This is a genomic window from Nocardioides convexus (assembly GCF_011090295.1).
The window spans coordinates 759,006-773,884 of the sequence record NZ_JAAMYA010000001.1 but is presented as its reverse complement, the minus strand read 5'-3'; the positions used below and the strand labels follow the sequence as shown (position 1 = coordinate 773,884).

At 72.3% G+C, this 14,879-nt stretch carries 15 protein-coding genes and 8 pseudogenes; 17 read left to right on the top strand and 6 right to left on the bottom strand.

Going from position 1 to position 14,879, the window contains the following annotated elements:
• Nucleotides 1-3: 3 nt before the first annotated feature.
• Nucleotides 4-963: an alpha/beta hydrolase gene (locus G5V59_RS05765; protein ID WP_278255864.1), complete on the bottom strand. Its 960-nt coding sequence runs from the start codon at nucleotides 961-963 to the stop codon at nucleotides 4-6.
• Between the two features lie 105 nt (nucleotides 964-1,068).
• On the opposite strand from G5V59_RS05765, the gene G5V59_RS05760 reads away from it, so the two are divergent.
• The 5 genes and pseudogenes from G5V59_RS05760 (at nucleotide 1,069) to G5V59_RS05735 (ending at nucleotide 4,801) form a co-directional block, all read left to right on the top strand.
• Complete coding sequence (locus G5V59_RS05760; RefSeq protein WP_278255863.1) at nucleotides 1,069-1,788, top strand: SpoIIE family protein phosphatase; 720 nt, start codon at nucleotides 1,069-1,071, stop codon at nucleotides 1,786-1,788.
• A 60-nt stretch (nucleotides 1,789-1,848) separates the two neighbouring features.
• A pseudogene (locus tag G5V59_RS05755) lies at nucleotides 1,849-2,993 on the top strand (LLM class flavin-dependent oxidoreductase).
• A 78-nt stretch (nucleotides 2,994-3,071) separates the two neighbouring features.
• Nucleotides 3,072-3,635: a CE1759 family FMN reductase gene (locus tag G5V59_RS05750; protein ID WP_278255862.1), complete on the top strand. Its 564-nt coding sequence runs from the start codon at nucleotides 3,072-3,074 to the stop codon at nucleotides 3,633-3,635.
• A 21-nt stretch (nucleotides 3,636-3,656) separates the two neighbouring features.
• On the top strand, nucleotides 3,657-4,046 hold the full coding sequence (locus G5V59_RS05740) for an acyl-CoA dehydrogenase family protein (protein WP_341350867.1): 390 nt from the start codon (nucleotides 3,657-3,659) through the stop codon (nucleotides 4,044-4,046).
• Nucleotides 4,001-4,801, top strand: a complete 801-nt coding sequence (locus tag G5V59_RS05735; RefSeq protein WP_341350866.1) for an acyl-CoA dehydrogenase family protein — start codon at nucleotides 4,001-4,003, stop codon at nucleotides 4,799-4,801. Before G5V59_RS05740 ends, G5V59_RS05735 begins: the two co-directional genes overlap by 46 nt.
• Nucleotides 4,802-4,920: 119 nt before the next feature.
• Here the strand turns inward: G5V59_RS05735 and G5V59_RS05725 are convergent.
• Nucleotides 4,921-5,449, bottom strand: a pseudogene (locus tag G5V59_RS05725) (YbhB/YbcL family Raf kinase inhibitor-like protein).
• Nucleotides 5,450-5,519: 70 nt separating this feature from the next.
• Here G5V59_RS05725 and G5V59_RS05720 point away from each other — a divergent pair.
• The 6 genes and pseudogenes from G5V59_RS05720 (at nucleotide 5,520) to G5V59_RS05700 (ending at nucleotide 8,761) form a co-directional block, all read left to right on the top strand.
• Nucleotides 5,520-6,020, top strand: a complete 501-nt coding sequence (locus G5V59_RS05720) for an NAD(P)-dependent oxidoreductase (protein WP_278255860.1) — start codon at nucleotides 5,520-5,522, stop codon at nucleotides 6,018-6,020.
• Nucleotides 5,942-6,106 (top strand): annotated as a pseudogene (locus G5V59_RS35915) (SAM-dependent methyltransferase); the annotation flags it as partial. The gene G5V59_RS05720 and the pseudogene G5V59_RS35915, both read left to right, overlap by 79 nt.
• A gap of 16 nt (nucleotides 6,107-6,122) precedes the next feature.
• On the top strand, nucleotides 6,123-6,749 hold the full coding sequence (gene cobA / locus G5V59_RS05715) for a uroporphyrinogen-III C-methyltransferase (RefSeq protein ID WP_341351139.1): 627 nt from the start codon (nucleotides 6,123-6,125) through the stop codon (nucleotides 6,747-6,749).
• A gap of 20 nt (nucleotides 6,750-6,769) precedes the next feature.
• Nucleotides 6,770-7,555 carry an RNA methyltransferase gene (locus G5V59_RS05710; RefSeq protein ID WP_278259660.1) on the top strand — a complete coding sequence of 262 codons (786 nt, stop codon included), beginning with the start codon at nucleotides 6,770-6,772 and terminating at the stop codon, nucleotides 7,553-7,555.
• Nucleotides 7,556-7,645: 90 nt separating this feature from the next.
• The gene (locus G5V59_RS05705) at nucleotides 7,646-8,092 is read left to right on the top strand and encodes a hypothetical protein (RefSeq protein ID WP_278255859.1); all 447 of its coding nucleotides are present in this window, start codon (nucleotides 7,646-7,648) and stop codon (nucleotides 8,090-8,092) included.
• Nucleotides 8,093-8,362: 270 nt separating this feature from the next.
• A complete protein-coding gene (locus G5V59_RS05700; RefSeq protein ID WP_278255858.1) occupies nucleotides 8,363-8,761 on the top strand; it encodes a hypothetical protein in 399 nt (132 codons plus the stop codon).
• On the opposite strand, the gene G5V59_RS05695 is transcribed toward G5V59_RS05700, so the two are convergent.
• Nucleotides 8,743-10,062, bottom strand: coding sequence for an alpha/beta hydrolase fold domain-containing protein (locus G5V59_RS05695; RefSeq protein ID WP_278255857.1), 1,320 nt, complete (start codon nucleotides 10,060-10,062; stop codon nucleotides 8,743-8,745). The genes G5V59_RS05700 and G5V59_RS05695 overlap by 19 nt on opposite strands.
• Before the next feature lie 142 nt (nucleotides 10,063-10,204).
• A pseudogene (gene def, locus G5V59_RS05690) lies at nucleotides 10,205-10,790 on the bottom strand (peptide deformylase).
• A gap of 390 nt (nucleotides 10,791-11,180) precedes the next feature.
• Between def and G5V59_RS05685 the strand changes: the two are divergent.
• The 5 genes and pseudogenes from G5V59_RS05685 to G5V59_RS05665 form a co-directional block, all read left to right on the top strand.
• The gene (locus tag G5V59_RS05685) at nucleotides 11,181-11,723 is read left to right on the top strand and encodes an acyl-CoA dehydrogenase family protein (protein ID WP_278255856.1); all 543 of its coding nucleotides are present in this window, start codon (nucleotides 11,181-11,183) and stop codon (nucleotides 11,721-11,723) included.
• Nucleotides 11,724-11,810: 87 nt separating this feature from the next.
• Nucleotides 11,811-11,951, top strand: a pseudogene (locus tag G5V59_RS35910) (acyl-CoA dehydrogenase); the annotation flags it as partial.
• 194 nt (nucleotides 11,952-12,145) lie between these two features.
• On the top strand, nucleotides 12,146-12,244 hold the full coding sequence (locus G5V59_RS05675) for an acyl-CoA dehydrogenase family protein (protein ID WP_278259659.1): 99 nt from the start codon (nucleotides 12,146-12,148) through the stop codon (nucleotides 12,242-12,244).
• A gap of 400 nt (nucleotides 12,245-12,644) precedes the next feature.
• A pseudogene (locus tag G5V59_RS05670) lies at nucleotides 12,645-12,866 on the top strand (acyl-CoA dehydrogenase family protein); the annotation flags it as partial.
• 346 nt (nucleotides 12,867-13,212) lie between these two features.
• A pseudogene (locus tag G5V59_RS05665) lies at nucleotides 13,213-13,302 on the top strand (hypothetical protein); the annotation flags it as partial.
• 24 nt (nucleotides 13,303-13,326) lie between these two features.
• Here the strand turns inward: G5V59_RS05665 and G5V59_RS05660 are convergent.
• Together G5V59_RS05660 and G5V59_RS05655 are read right to left on the bottom strand one after the other, a co-directional pair.
• Nucleotides 13,327-14,010 (bottom strand): hypothetical protein, encoded by a 684-nt coding sequence (locus G5V59_RS05660; protein ID WP_278255855.1) that lies wholly within the window; start codon nucleotides 14,008-14,010, stop codon nucleotides 13,327-13,329.
• Between the two features lie 96 nt (nucleotides 14,011-14,106).
• Nucleotides 14,107-14,475 (bottom strand): galactokinase family protein, encoded by a 369-nt coding sequence (locus G5V59_RS05655; RefSeq protein ID WP_278255854.1) that lies wholly within the window; start codon nucleotides 14,473-14,475, stop codon nucleotides 14,107-14,109.
• Between the two features lie 32 nt (nucleotides 14,476-14,507).
• Here G5V59_RS05655 and G5V59_RS05650 point away from each other — a divergent pair.
• Nucleotides 14,508-14,822 (top strand): annotated as a pseudogene (locus G5V59_RS05650) (nucleosidase); the annotation flags it as partial.
• Between the last annotated feature and the right edge of the window lie 57 nt (nucleotides 14,823-14,879).

Sequence of the window (14,879 nt, the reverse complement as noted above, 5' to 3'; positions counted from 1 at the left end):
GGCTCAGCGCAGGACGTACGCCGCCAGCCAGCGCTCGATCTCGTCGTAGGCACGCGCTCGCGGCTCGGCACGGGAGAGCACGACGTCGTGCACCGCGCCCGGTACGGCGACGTAGGTGACGTGCCGGCCCACGGCGCTCGACCACCGGCGGATCTGGCGCACGTCCAGCACGATGTCGGTGCTGAAGACGTCCTCGCCCATCTCCTTGGGCGCGCTGCTGCGGTCCGAGGAGAGCACGAGCACCGGCGCGCTCACCGAGAGCCCGGCCTGGAGCCGGGCATGCCCGCGCCGGATCGCGCGCAGCCAGCCGAGGCGGACCGGGAAGGACCCGAGCGGCTTCCAGGTCAGGTCGAAGTCCCACTCGCCGTCGTGGTCGCGGTGCAGGCTGCGGGCGTAGTTGCCCTCGACGGTGCGCCCGAGGACCCGCATCGGCTGCCGGCGGCCGATCTGCTCGATGGCCAGGCCGACCGCGGGCGTGCGCAGCAGCGGCGGGCCCTGCAGGTCCAGCCAGGGCGAGTTGAGCAGCAGCCCGGCCGACTCGGCGGGCTGGCGGGCGTCGGCCCACAGCGCGACGATCAGCCCGCCGGTCGAGTGCCCGGAGAGCACCACGCGGCTGTGCCCGTCGCGGACGGTGATCCGCTCCCACGCGGCGTCGAGGTCGGCGAAGTACTCCTCGAGGTCGGCGACATAGGTCGCGGACTGGTGCGGGCGGATGGAGCGGCCGTACTTGCGCAGGTCGACGCCGTAGACGTCGTGCCCCCGCTCGAGCCACCACTCGCCCCACGCGGTGTGGAAGAAGTAGTCGGAGAAGCCGTGCACGTGCAGCACGGCGTGCTCGGTGGGCCGGTCGCCGCGGCGGGCGACCAGGGTGGCGACCACCTCGCCCTCGAAGTCGTCGGGCAACGGGATGGTCTCCGCGGTCCACGGCTCGCCCAGGACGTCGACGGTGGTCGGCTCGCTCACGCCCCCGAGTGTAGGGATCCTCCGGAAGCAGGCGGACCCGGTCCGGCCAAGGGGGGATGGCCGAACCGGGTCCGGAGGAAGGTTACCCTGCGTACGCTGTCGGTCGTGGACGACGATGCAGAGTGGACGCGGCTGCGCAACCACCTGCTGGCCCGCGGCCGGATGCCGGACCTGCCGCCCGGCTGGGCGCACGAGTCGGCGATGCTCGCCGCCTCCGGGTTCGCGTACGGCGGCGACTTCATCGTCAGCGACCTGGCGGCCGCGACCGGCCGGCTCCAGGCTGGTGCTCGTCGACGTCTGCGGGAGCGGTGCCACGGCGGTGCCCGCCGCGGTCCGGTTCGCGGGGGCGCTGGAGAGCCTGCTGGGCGTCGTACCGGACGAGGGGCTGCTGGGCGCCGCGAACACCTTCCTGCTGCGCCAGCCCTCCGAGGAGAGCATGGCGACGGCGGTCCAGGTGGTGCTGGACCTGGCGACGGGGAGTACCTCATCCGCAGCGCGGGTCATCCGCCGGCGCTGCGCTGGTCGGCGCACCTGCGCGAGTGGGAGGTCGACAACGCCCGGGGCACCGCGCTCGGCGCGTGCGAGACGCCCGAGGTCGTGGAGAGCGCCGGTGTCCTCGCGCCCGGAGAGGCGCTGATGTTCTACACCGACGGCGTGGTGGAGTCCCGCTCGCTGCCCATGGACGACGGCATCGCCTGGTTGCGGGAGACGGCCCGGACGGCGGTCGCGGAGAGCCTGGGACGGGGTCGCGCCGCGGATCATCGAGCAGGTCGAGCGCGGCGACGACGACCGTGCCGTGCTGGTGGTCCGGCGCCTGGAATATAGTTGACATGTCACCCGTTCTGGTGGGTGACAATCGGAACTCACCACCAGGGAGCGGTCACCATGCAGATCGGCATCTTCACCGTCGGGGACGTCACCGCGGACCCGACCACCGGACGCACGCCCACCGAGCACGAGCGGATCAAGGCCACCGTCGCGATCGCCAAGAAGGCCGAGGAGGTCGGCCTCGACGTGTTCGCCACCGGTGAGCACCACAACCCGCCGTTCGTCGCCTCCAACCCCACCGCGACCCTGGCCTACATCGGCGCGCAGACCGAGAAGATCATCCTCTCCACGGCCACCACGCTGATCACGACCACCGACCCGGTGCTCATCGCCGAGGACTACGCGAAGATCCAGCACCTCACCGACGGCCGCGTCGACCTGATGATGGGCCGTGGCAACACCGGCCCGGTCTACCCCTGGTTCGGCAAGGACATCCGCCAGGGCATCAACCTCGCGATCGAGAACTACGCCCTGCTGCGCCGCCTGTGGCGCGAGGACGTCGTCGACTGGGAGGGCCGCTTCCGCACGCCGCTGCAGGGCTACACCTCGACGCCGCGGCCCCTCGACGGCGTGCCGCCCTTCGTGTGGCACGGCTCGATCCGCAGCCCCGAGATCGCCGAGCAGGCGGCGTACTACGGCGACGGCTTCTTCCACAACCACATCTTCTGGCCGGCCTCGCACACCGAGCAGATGGTGCGGCTGTACCGCGAGCGCTTCGAGCACTACGGCCACGGCCGCGCCGACCAGGCGATCGTGGGCCTCGGTGGGCAGTTCTTCATGCGCAAGAACAGCCAGGACGCCAAGAACGAGTTCCGGCCCTACTTCGACAACGCCCCGGTCTACGGCCACGGCCCCTCGATGGAGGACTTCACCTCCCAGACGCCGCTGACCGTCGGCTCGCCGCAGGAGGTGCTCGAGCGGACGCTGTCCTTCCGGGACTACGTCGGCGACTACCAGCGCCAGGCTCTTCCTCGTCGACCACGCCGGGCTCCCACTGAAGACCGTGCTCGAGCAGGCTCGACCTGCTCGGCGAGATCCTCCCCGAGATGCGCAAGGGCTTCGCCGAGGGTCGCCCGGCCGACGTGCCGGACGCGCCGACCCACGCCTCGCTCGTCGCGGCGGCCGGTGGCGGACGGGACACCACCATGCACGCCGAGGACACCATGACCGGTACGACGGACCGTGAGGAGGTCTCGGCATGACCAGCGTCGTCGTGGTCTCGGCGGGGCTCTCCGTCCCGTCCTCGACCAAGCCTGCTCGCGGACAAGATCGGCGACGCGGTGCAGCACGCCGTGACCGCCCGCGGCCGGGATGTCGACGTCCGCCACGTCGAGCTCCGGCCGCTGGCCCACGCGCTGTCCGACCACCTGCTCACCGGCTTCCCCACGGGTGACCTCGCCCCGGCGATCGACGCCGTGCGGCACGCCGACGCGCTGGTCGTGGTGACGCCGGTGTTCTCGGCGTCGTACTCCGGGCTGTTCAAGACGTTCTTCGACGTCCTGGAGCCGGGCACGCTCGACGGCAAGCCGGTCGTGATCGCGGCGACCGCGGGCACCGCGCGGCACAGCCTCGTGCTGGACCACGCGCTGCGTCCGCTGCTCGCCTACCTGCGGGCGGTCGTCGTACCGACCGGTGTGTTCGCGGCGGCGGAGGACTTCGGCGCCACCGACGACGGCAGCCTCGACAAGCGGGTGCAGCGCGCCGCCGGCGAGCCTGGCCGCCCTGCTCGGCGCCGGAACCGCTCCGGCGCCGGCGCCTCGGCGCAGCGTCGACGACGAGCTCGCGGCGCCCACCCCGTTCGAGCAGGCTTGCTGCGGGAGGCGGGCGGCGACTCGGTGCGCTGAGCCGTTGACCCCGGTGGCAGCATGAGCCCATGCGCCGCACAGTGTTCAACGAGGACCACGAGGACTTCCGCCGCACGATCCGTGCCTTCCTGGAGACGGAGGTCGTCCCGCACTACCAGGAGTGGTACGACGCGGGGCAGGTCTCGCGCGAGCCTGTACAAGAAGGTCGGCGACCTCGGCGTCTACGGCATCGAGGTCCCCGAGGAGTACGGCGGCGCCGGGATCGAGTCGTTCAAGTTCTCCGCGGTGCTGACCGAGGAGTGCGCCCGGGCGGGCGTGAACCTCGGCGGCTCCGGCGTCCACGTCGAGTCTCTGCCTGCCCTACCTGCTCAAGCTCGCCACCCCCGAGCAGACTGCGGCGCTGGATGCCCGGCTTCGTCTCCGGCGAGGAGATGTGGGCGATCGCGATGACCGAGCCCGGCACCGGCTCGGACCTCGCGGGCATGCAGACCACCGCGAAGCGCGACGGCGACCACTACGTCCTCAACGGCGCGAAGACCTTCATCACCGGCGGCGTGCTCGCCGACCGGGTCATCGTCTGCGCCCGCACCTCGCCGCCGCTGGAGAACAACCGCCGCTTCGGCATCTCCCTGCTCGCGGTCGACACGAAGTCCGAGGGCTGGGCCGTGGGTCGCAAAGCTCGACAAGGCTCGGGCTGCGGACCTCCGACACGGCGGAGCCTGTCCTTCACCGACGTACGGGTGCCGGTGGAGGACCTGCTCGGCGAGGAGAACGAGGGCTTCTCCTACCTCGGGCAGAACCTTCCGCAGGAGCGCCTCGGGATCGCCGTCGGCGCCTACGCGCAGGCCGCGGCCGCGATCCGGTTCACGAAGGCCTACGTCGAGGAGCGCAAGGTCTTCGGCACCACGGTGGCGTCCTTCCAGAACACCAAGTTCGAGTCTCGCCGGCTGCCAGTCCGAGGTCGACGCCGCCCAGGCGGTCTGCGACCGGGCCCTGGAGGCGCACGACCTCGGCGAGACTCACGGCGGTGGACGCCGCCTCGGCCAAGCTTGTTCTGCACCGAGGTCGCCGGCCGGGTGATCGACCGCTGCCTGCAGGCTGCACGGCGGCTACGGCTACATGAACGAGTACCCCATCGCCCGGCTCTACGCCGACACCCGGGTCACCCGGATCTACGGCGGCACGTCCGAGGTCATGAAGGCTGATCATCGCCAAGTCGATGGGGCTGTGAGGGCTGCAGGAATCCCCGCTCAAGCGGGGATTCCTGCGGTTCCTGACCGTTGCAACGGCCAGGAACCGCCAGGAAAGGTCAGGAACCCCTGGGTCAGTGCTGGTAGGTCCCGTGCAGGATCGCGCGGCCCAGCGTCTTGAACGCCAGGTTGAAGGACACCACCGCGGGCGAGGCGTCGGAGTCGACACCCAGCGTCTCCTCGCGCACCGCGTGCACGACGAAGTAGTAGCGGTGCACATGGTCGCCCTGCGGCGGAGCGGCGCCCATGAACGCCTTCGGCCCGCCGTCGTTGCGGCACATGAAGGCGCCGCCCGGCAGGCTCGCGCCCTCGGCGCCCGCGCCCGCGTCGAGCGAGGTCACGTCGGCCGGCAGGTCCACGAGCACCCAGTGCCAGAAGCCGCTCGGGGTAGGGGCGTCGGGGTCGAAGCAGGTGACGACGTACGACTTCGTGCCCTCGGGACCGGGCTCCCACGACAGGCTGCGGCGAGGTGTTGCCGAGGTCGGCGACCTGGTCGTCCTTCAGCGGCTGGCCGTCGGCGACGTCGGCGCTGGTGACCGCGAAGGAGGACACGGCGGGGAGCAGGGTGTACGGGTCCGGGCTGACGGGGCGATCGAGACTCATGTCACCGAACCTAGTCCGCTCCGTGAACCCGTGTCAGCGGCCGCGGGGGGCATGTCGGGAGAATGTGCGGGTGAGTGACTTCCCGCCGTACCCCTCCGGCCTTCGTCTCGCCGGGCGCCGCGTGCTCGTCGTCGGCGGCGGGCACGTCGCCCAGCGCCGGGTGCCGCAGGTGATCGCGGTCGGCGCCGACGTGCACGTGGTCTCGCCGGTGGTCACGCCCGCCATCGAGGGCCTGGTCGGCTCGGGGGAGATCACCTGGCACGAGCGGCCCTTCGAGGACGGTGACCTCGACGGGAGCTCGGTACGTCGTCGCGGTGACCGACGACCGCGCCGTCAACGACCACGTGTCCCAGGCTGTGCGAGGCCCAGCGGATCTTCTGCGTGCGCTCGGACGACGCCACCCTCGGCACCGCGTGGACGCCCGCGATCGGCCGCGAGGCCGGGATCACCGTCGCCGTGGTCGGCAACCGCGACCCGCGCCGCTCGGCGGCCGTGCGCGACGAGATCGTCGCCGGCCTGCGCGACGGCACCATCGCCGCACCGCACCACCGCGAGCGCACCGCCGGGGTGACTCTCGTCGGCGGCGGACCGGGCGACCCGGAGTCGATCTCGATCGCCGGGCGCAAGGCGCTGATGTCCGCGGACGTCGTCGTCGCGGACCGGCTCGCCCCGCGTGAGCTCCTGGGCGACCTGCCCAGCGACGTGGAGCCTGGTCGACGTGGCCAGGCTCCCGCGCGGCCGCTCGGCCATGCAGGAGGAGATCAACCGGGTGATCGTGGACCGGGCGTTGGCCGGCAAGCGCGTCGTGCGGTTCAAGGGCGGCGACAACTTCGTCTTCGGCCGGGGCTACGAGGAGATCATCGCGTGCCGCGAGGCCGGCGTACCGGTCACCGTGATCCCGGGCCTCACCTCGCCCGTCTCCGTCCCCGGCATCGCGGGCATCCCGGTCACCCACCGCGGCGTCACCCACGAGTTCACCGTCGTCTCCGGCCACCTGCCGCCCGGACACCCCGAGGCCCTGGTCAACTACGACGCGCTGGCGAAGATGCAGGGCACCGTCGTGGTGATGATGGGCGTCGAGAACGCCCCGCACATCGCCGCCGCGCTCGTCGCCGGCGGCCGGCCCGCCTCGACCCCCGTCGCCGTCGTCTGCGACGGCACCATGCCGACCCAGCGCACGGTCCTGGCGACCCTCGCCACCCTCGCCGACCGGCTCGTCGAGGAGTCGGTGAAGCCGCCCGCCATCATCGTGATCGGCGACGTGGTCGCCGTCGCGCACCCCGACGCCTTCCCGGGCTGACATGGCCGAGACTCGTCGAGATCAGCGCGGCCGACGATCCCCGGCTGGCGGACTACCGCGACCTGCGCGACGTCGAGCTCCGCAAGCACCTCGAGGCTGAGCACGGCCTCTTCCTCGCCGAGGGGGAGAAGGTCGTCCGCCGCGCCGTCGAGGCCGGCTTCACCGCCCGGTCGTTCCTGATGGCGCCGCGGTGGCTGGACGGGCTCGGCGACGTCCTCGACCGCTCCGACGCGCCCTGCTACGTCCTCTCCGAGGCGCTCGCCGAGGAGGTGACCGGCTTCCACGTGCACCGGGGCGCCCTCGCCTCCCTCGAACGCCGGCCCCTCCCGTCCGTCGAGGAGGTGCTCGACGGAGCCCGCTCCGTGCTGGTCCTCGAGGACCTGGTGGACCACACCAACGTGGGCGCCATCCTGCGTTCCGGCGCCGCCCTCGGCTTCGACGCCGTGCTCCTGGCCCCGCGCTGCGCCGATCCGCTCTACCGCCGCGCGATCAAGGTCGCCATGGGTGCGGTCTTCTCCCTGCCCTGGACCCGCCTGCCCGACTGGTACGACGCCCTGCCCGACCTCAGCGCCCGCGGCTACACCACCGTGGCGCTCACGCTGGCCGCCGACGCCGTACCGATCACCGATGCGGTGGCCGGCCTCGACCGGGTCGCCCTCGTCCTCGGCTCCGAGGGTCACGGCCTCTCCCCGCGCTGGGAGCAGTCCGCCGATCGTCGCGCGATCATCCCGATGGCCGCCGGCATCGACTCGCTGAACGTCGCCGCCGCGACCGCCGTCGCCTGCTACGTCACCTCCCAGCGCTAGCCACCGTCGGACACCGCGGAGAAGAGACCCCTCGAGATCGGACACCCTGTCGCACTACCGCCGCGGGCGATCTCGCCCTAGCCTCCCTGCATGACCGACGAGAACACGTTCTACTCCGGCGCGGAGCCGATCCCGGTGGTGGTCTGGGGCACGGGCAACATGGGGCGGGCCGCGATCCGCGCGGTCGCGGCGCACCCCGGGCTGGCCCTCACCGCGGTGATCGTGAACGACCCGGCCAAGGCCGGGCGCGACGCGGGCGATCTCGCCGGCCTCGGTGGGGACACCGGCATCAGTGCCACCACCGACGTGCACGCGGCGCTGGGCGCCCTCGCGGGCGGGGGAGCGGTGGCCTACACCGCGTCGGGAGAGCCTTCGCCCCGACGACGCTGTCGCCGACATCGCGCGGGTGCTGGCCGCCGGCGCGGTCGTGGTGACCCCGTCGGTCTACGCGCTCTACGACCACCGCAGTGCCCCGGCCGAGCCTGCGCGACCCGCTCGAGCAGGCCTGCAGGGAGGGGAGCACGGCCCTCTTCGTGAGCGGGATCGACCCCGGGTGGGGCAACGACCTGCTGCCGGCGCTGGTCAGCGGGCTGGCGTCCGAGGTGGAGCAGGTGCGCTGCCAGGAGATCTTCGACTACGCGACGTACGACGCCGAGGACTCCGTGCGCTTCATCGTGGGCATGGGCCAGCCGATGGACCACGAGCCGCCGATGGTCGCGGCCGGCATCCCGTCGATGGTGTGGGGCGGGCAGGTGCGGCTGGTCGCACGAGCGCTCGGCGTGGAGGTGGACGAGCCTGCGCGAGAGCGTGCAGCGGCGCGCGCTGGACGCGACCGTCACGACCGCGCTCGGCGACTTCGAGGCCGGCACCCAGGGCGCGCTGCGCTTCGAGGTGCAGGGCATCGTGCGCGGCGAGCCGCGGATCGTCGTCGAGCACGTCACCCGGATCACCGGGGACGTCGCGCCGGACTGGCCGCTCCCGCCCGACGGAGGAGACGGCGCGCACCGAGTGATCATCGAGGGGCGCCCGCGGATCGAGGTCAACGTGGAGGCCACCGACGAGGGCGGCAACCGCGCCGCGGGCGGCAACGCCACCGCCGCCAACCGGCTGGTCAACGCGATCCCGTGGCTGCGCACCGCCACCCCCGGCCTGTACGACGGCCTCGACGTCCCGCTCCTCCCGAGCGCCTACCTCAAGGAGTCCTGATGTTCCTGGAGATCCCCGAGGGCAAGGACCCGATCCTCCACGTGTGGGGCGAGCTGGTGCCCGGCATCGGCCCGGCGGCGTCCGCGCTGGCGATGAGCGTCTACGAGCACAGCACCCTCGGCCTGCGCGAGTTCGAGGCGGCGCGGCTGCGGATCGCGCAGGTCAACGGCTGCCTGTTCTGCCAGGACTGGCGTACCGAGCGGGACGGGCAGAAGGTCGAGGAGGGCTTCGACCAGGCAGTCGCCGACTGGCGCACCACCCGGGCGTTCGACGAGCGCACCCGCCTCGCTGCCGAGTACGCCGAGCGCTACGCCCTGGACCACCACGGCATCGACGACGGCTTCTGGCAGCGGATGCGGGTCCACTACTCCGACCGCGAGATCGTCGAGTCTCTCGATGTGCCTGGGCTCGTGGCTCGCCTTCGGCCGGCTCAACCGGGTGCTTGGCCTGGACGCGGCCTGCGTCCTGCCCAGCCACGCTGGCGGGGCCTGAGGCTCAGTGCAGCAGGCTCGCCGAAGCGCGCGATCGTCTCGTCGATCGCCTGCTGGCAGGCCTTCGACCACGGCCCCATGTCGAAGAAACCGTGGATCAGCCCCGGGTACGTCGTCTGGTGCACCGGCACGCCTGCGGCGGCGAGCGCGTCGGCGTAGGCGATGCCCTCGTCGCGGAGCGGGTCGTACTGGGCGGTGACGACGACCGCAGGCGGCTGCCCGGCGAGGTCGCCGTGCAGCGGCGAGATCTTGGGGTCGGCGAGGTCCGAGGCGGTGTCGGCGTAGTGGCCGATGAACCAGATCAGGGTGGGCTGGTCGAGGAAGTAGCCGGTGGCGTTCTCCTCGCGCGAGGTGTACTCCCCGAGCACGTCGGTCGCCGGGTAGACGAGCAGGCTGGGCGGCGATGCCGGGCACGTGCTGGGCGGCGACCGCGGAGAGGTTGCCGCCCGCGGAGTCGCCGGCGACGGCGAGGACGTCGTTGCCGCCGTACTCCGCCAGCCGGGACTGCACGTCGCGGACCGCCGCGATCGCGTCCTCCGCGGCGGCGGGGAACTTCGCCTCGGGGGCGAGCCGGTAGTCGACCGCGACGACGACGGCCTGCGCGCCGGCCGCGATGGAGCGCGCCATCGCGGCGTGCGTGTCGAGGTCGCCGATCACGAAGCCGCCGCCGTGCAGCAGCACGACGGTCGGGAACGGGCCGTCGCCGGCCGGCCGGTAGACCCGCGCGGGCAGCGGCCCCTCCGCGCCGGCCACGGTGGCGTCCTGGACCGAGGCGACCTCGGCGAGGGTGCCCGGCGGCCGGAAGTCCACGGTCAGGCTTTGCGGAAGGAGTCGCGCGCCTCGGCGGGCGTCAGCGTGTGCATCGGGGTCCCGGCCTCGATCAGGCCTGGAGGAGGGGGGCGAGACTCGGCGTCGACGGACATGCTGGCAACCTAGCCGAGCCGGCGAAGGCTCAGGCCGGCCAGTCCGCGGGGTACTCCTCCGTCGCCGCGTCGTGCTGCTTCTTGAGCTTCTTCATCGCCTTGGCCGAGACCCGGTCGCCGAAGACGGTGCCGAGCGTGTGGTCGGTCTCGTGCTGCAGGCACTTGGCGAGGAGCCCGTCGCCCTCGAAGCGCACCGGCCGGCCGTCGAGACCGACGCCGGTGACCGCCGCCCAGTCGGGACGGGCGCAGTCGACGAAGGCGCCGGGGAAGGACAGGCAGCCCTCGGCGCTGTCGTCGAGGACCCGGTCCTTGCCCTCGGGCAGGTGCAGGCTCCGGGTTGCAGACCAGCCCGACCACCCGCTGGCCGGACTCGTCGGGGCAGTCGAAGACGAACATCGCGACGTCCTCGCCGATCTGGCAGGCCGCGAGACCGACGCCGTCGGCGGCGTACATCGTGGCGACCATGTCGGCGGCGAGCGCGCGCAGGGCGTCGTCGAAGACGGTGACCTTCGCCTGGGGGCGGTGCATGACGGGGGTTCCCCAGCGGGTCATCGGGCGGACGGTGCCGCCGCGGGGGAGCGGGCCGTAGGGCGCGAGGGGGGTCTCGTCCGTCATGGCGAGAATCCTAGAGAAGCAGATCACACGCCGATGTCACCCAGGGTGTAGCGCAATGTGTAACTCGCAGTTACATTTGTGTCATGTCCTTGATCAGCAACCTCAAGCCGGGCGGCAAGCACGGGGTTCCGAGCACCGAGAGCCGCGATCCGATCGGCTACCTCGTCGCCGGCCTCAACCGGCTCGCCCAGACCGACCTCCTCGACAAGGTCCGCCTCCGCAAGCCCGCCGAGCAGGCCGTCTTCTCGGTCACCCGGACCGGGTTCAAGACGATCACCAACGCTAGCCGGAGGCTTCGCGAAGGCCGGCAAGAAGGGCCAGCCGGGCACCCGCCCGACGCCCGCGGCCGCGAGCGGCGTCTTCGACCTGACCCCCGGCGAGGACGAGCAGATGCTCGTCGACGTCGTCGCCGAGTTCGCCGAGGAGGTCGTGCGTCCTGCTGCCTTCGAGGCCGACAAGGCCTGCGCCGCTCCCGACGAACTCCTCAAGGCCAGCCTCGAGATCGGCCTGCCGATCCTGGGCGTGCCGGAGTCGCTGGGCGGCGTCTCCGAGGAGCGCTCCGCGATGGCCGGCACCCTGGTCGCCGAGGCCCTGGCCAAGGGCGACATGGGCCCGGCCGTCGCCACCCTGGCGCCCGGCTCGGTCGCGACCGCGATCGGCCTGTGGGGCACCGACGCGCAGCAGCAGACCTACCTGCCGGCGTTCACCGGCGACGAGGTCCCGGCCGCCGCGCTCGCGCTCAACGAGCCGACCGTCCTCTTCGACGTGCTCGACCCGTCCACCATCGCGAAGAGGTCCGGTGACGGCTACGTCCTCAACGGCACCAAGAGCGTCGTCGCCCGCGGCGACAGCGCGGAGCCTCTTCGTCGTCGGCGCGAAGGCTCGACGGCAAGCCGGTCCTCTTCCTCGTGGAGTCCTCGACCGAGGGCCTGAGCATCGAGGGCGACCCGGCCATGGGCGTGCGCGCCGCCTCGCTGACCAAGCTCGGTCCTGGAGGACGTCAAGGTCCCCGCGGACGCCGTGCTGGGCGAGACCGACGGCTCGACGTACGCCGAGTGCGTGCGGCTCTCCCGCCTCGCCTGGTGTGCGCTCGCGGTCGGCACCGGCCAGGCCGTGCTCGACTACGTCACGCCCTACGTCAAGGAGCGGCAGGCGTTCGGCGAGCCGATCGCCAACCGCCAGTCGGTGGCCTTCATGGTCGCCAACATCGCGATCGAGTCTGCAGGGCATGCGCCTGCTGACCTACCGCGCGGCCTCCCGCGCGGCGGCCGGCAAGGACTTCTCCCGCGAGGTCGCGCTGGCGCGCAAGGCGTGCACCGACAAGGGCATGCAGATCGGCCTCGACGGCGTCCAGGCTGCTCGGTGGCCACGGATTCGTCAAGGAGCACCCGGTGGAGCGGTGGTACCGCGACCTGCGTGCGATCGGGATCATGGAAGGAACGGTGCTCGTCTGATGGCCATCAACCTCGAGGTGCCGAAGAAGCACCGTGCGCTGATCGACCAGGCCCACCAGGTCGCGATGAACATGCTGCGGCCCATCTCCCGCAAGTACGACATCGCCGAGCACGAGTACCCCAAGGAGACTCGACATGCTCGCGGCGATGATCGACGGGCTCTCCGAGTCCGGCGCGAGCGAGGGAGCCGGCGCCACCGGCGTGCGCCGCGACAGCGACGACTCCGACAAGACCGTCAAGAACGGCTCGAACCTCGCCTCGGTGACCTCGGTCGCCGAGATGTGCTGGGGCGACACCGGTCTGCTGCTGTCGATGCCCCGCCAGGGCCTCGGCAACTCGGCCATCGCCTCGGTCGCCAACGACGAGCAAACTCGAGCGGTTCAAGGGCAAGTGGGCCTCGATGGCGATCACCGAGCCGTCGTTCGGCTCGGACTCGGCCGCCATCTCGACCACCGCGGTGCTCGACGGCGACGAGTACGTCATCAACGGCGAGAAGATCTTCGTCACCTCCGGCGAGCGCTCGGACTGCATCGTCGTGTGGGCGACCCTCGACAAGTCCCTGGGCCGCGCGGCGATCAAGTCGTTCGTGGTCGAGAAGGGCACGCCCGGCGTGAAGGTCGAGCGACTGGAGGAGAAGCTCGGCATCCGCGCCTCCGACACCGCGGTGATCACCTTCACCGACGCGCGCGTGCCCAAGGAGAACCTCCTCGGCTCGCCGGAGATCAACGTCGAGCAGGGCTTCGCCGGCGCCATGGCGACCTTCGACAACACCCGCCCGCTGGTCGCCGCGATGGCCGTGGGCTGCGCCCGCGCCTCGCTCGACCTGACCCGCGACCTGCTGCGCGAGGCCGGCGTCGAGGTCGACTACGACAAGCCGGCGATCCTGCAGTCCGCCGCCGCGGCGAAGTTCCTGCAGGCTCGAGTCGGACTGGGAGGCCGGGCGCCTGCTCACCCTCCAGGCCGCGTGGATGGCCGACAACCGCAAGCCCAACTCGCTGGAGGCCTCGATGGCCAAGGCGAAGGCCGGCCGGGTCGGCTCGGACGTGACGCTGTCCTGCGTCGAGTCTGTGCGCGTCGGTGGGCTACGCCGAGGAGGAGCTTGCTCGAGAAGTGGGCGCGCGACTCCAAGATCCTCGACATCTTCGAGGGCACCCAGCAGATCCAGCAGGCTCATCGTGGCTCGCCGGCTCCTGGGCCTCTCGAGCGCCGAGCTCAGTGAGCAACCGGGCTCCCTCGGCCGGCACCACCTGGTGGTGCACCGGCTGAGGGAGCCCCGCCGCCGCATAGGCCGCGTCGATGTCGTCCCGTACGACGCCGGCGCGGCCTTCGTGCACCAACGAGATGGCGCAGCCGCCGAAGCCGCCGCCCGTCATCCGGGCGCCCAGCGCGCCCGCCTCCAGCGCGGCCTCCACCGTCAGGTCGAGCTCGCGGACCGAGACCTCGTAGTCGTCGCGCAGCGAGACGTGCGAGGCCGTCAGCAACGCGCCGACACCGGCCCAGTCACCCGCCTCGACGGCGGCGACCGTGGCGCGCACGCGGTCGTTCTCGGTCCGCACGTGGCGCACCCGGCTCGGCATCCCGGCCTCCGCCTCGGCCCGGCGCTGGGCGTACCCGCCGTCGCCGTCGGCCAGCGCGTGGCGCACCCCGGTGTCGGTGACCAGGATCGTGAGCCCCGCCGCGACGAGGTCGAGCGGGACGTTGGTCGCGACCGGCGCCGCCGGGTCGGCGAAGTCGATGAGCACACCGTGCCCGGGCGTGGCCAGCATGCTGGCGAGTCGGTCGACGCCACCGGTGGGCGCGCCGACGTACTCCGTCTCGGCGCGTCGGCAGGCCTCCGCGACGGCCGGCCGGTCCAGGCTCCCTCACCCAGCAGCCCGGCCACCGCGACGGCGACCGAGCACTCCAGGGCGGCCGAGCCTGGACAGGCCCCCGCCGAGCGGGATCGTGGAGGTGAGGTCGATGTCGAGACCGGGGACCTCCCAGCCGGACTCGGTCAGGGCCCACAGCACCCCGGCGACGTACGACGCCCAGCCGTCGGGCTTCTCGCCCAGCGCGCCCTCCCACGGGTCGCCGCCGTCGCTGGTGACGCGCAGGCGCCAGTCGGCGCGTGCGGTCACCGTCGCGGTCGTGGCGAGCGGGATGGCGAAGGGCAGGCACAGCCCGCGGTTGTAGTCGGTGTGCTCGCCGATCAGGTTGACCCGGCCGGGAGCGATGGCGCGCGCGGTGCTCATCCACCCATCCTGGCCCAGATAGGTTGACGCCCGTGCCCCGCGTCCTCGTCGTGTCCGCCACCGCCGCCGAGGCGGCCCACCTGCCCGCCGGTCTCGACCTCCTGGTCACCGGCATCGGCAAGACCGCGGCGGCGACCGCGCTGGCGCGCCGGCTGTCGTCGTACGACGACCTGGGCGACCTCACCGTCGTCAACATCGGCACCGCCGGCGCTCTGCACGACCACGTGGACGGGCTGTTCGAGGTCGGCACCGTGCTCAACCACGACATCAACGCCGAGGCGATCCGTGCCCTCGGCTACGACCCGCGCGAGCGCCTGGTCGTGGGCGCGGGCGAGACCGTGCTCGCGACCGGCGACGTCTTCGTGACCGACCCACTGGTGCGCGCTCGCCTGGCCGAGCGGGCC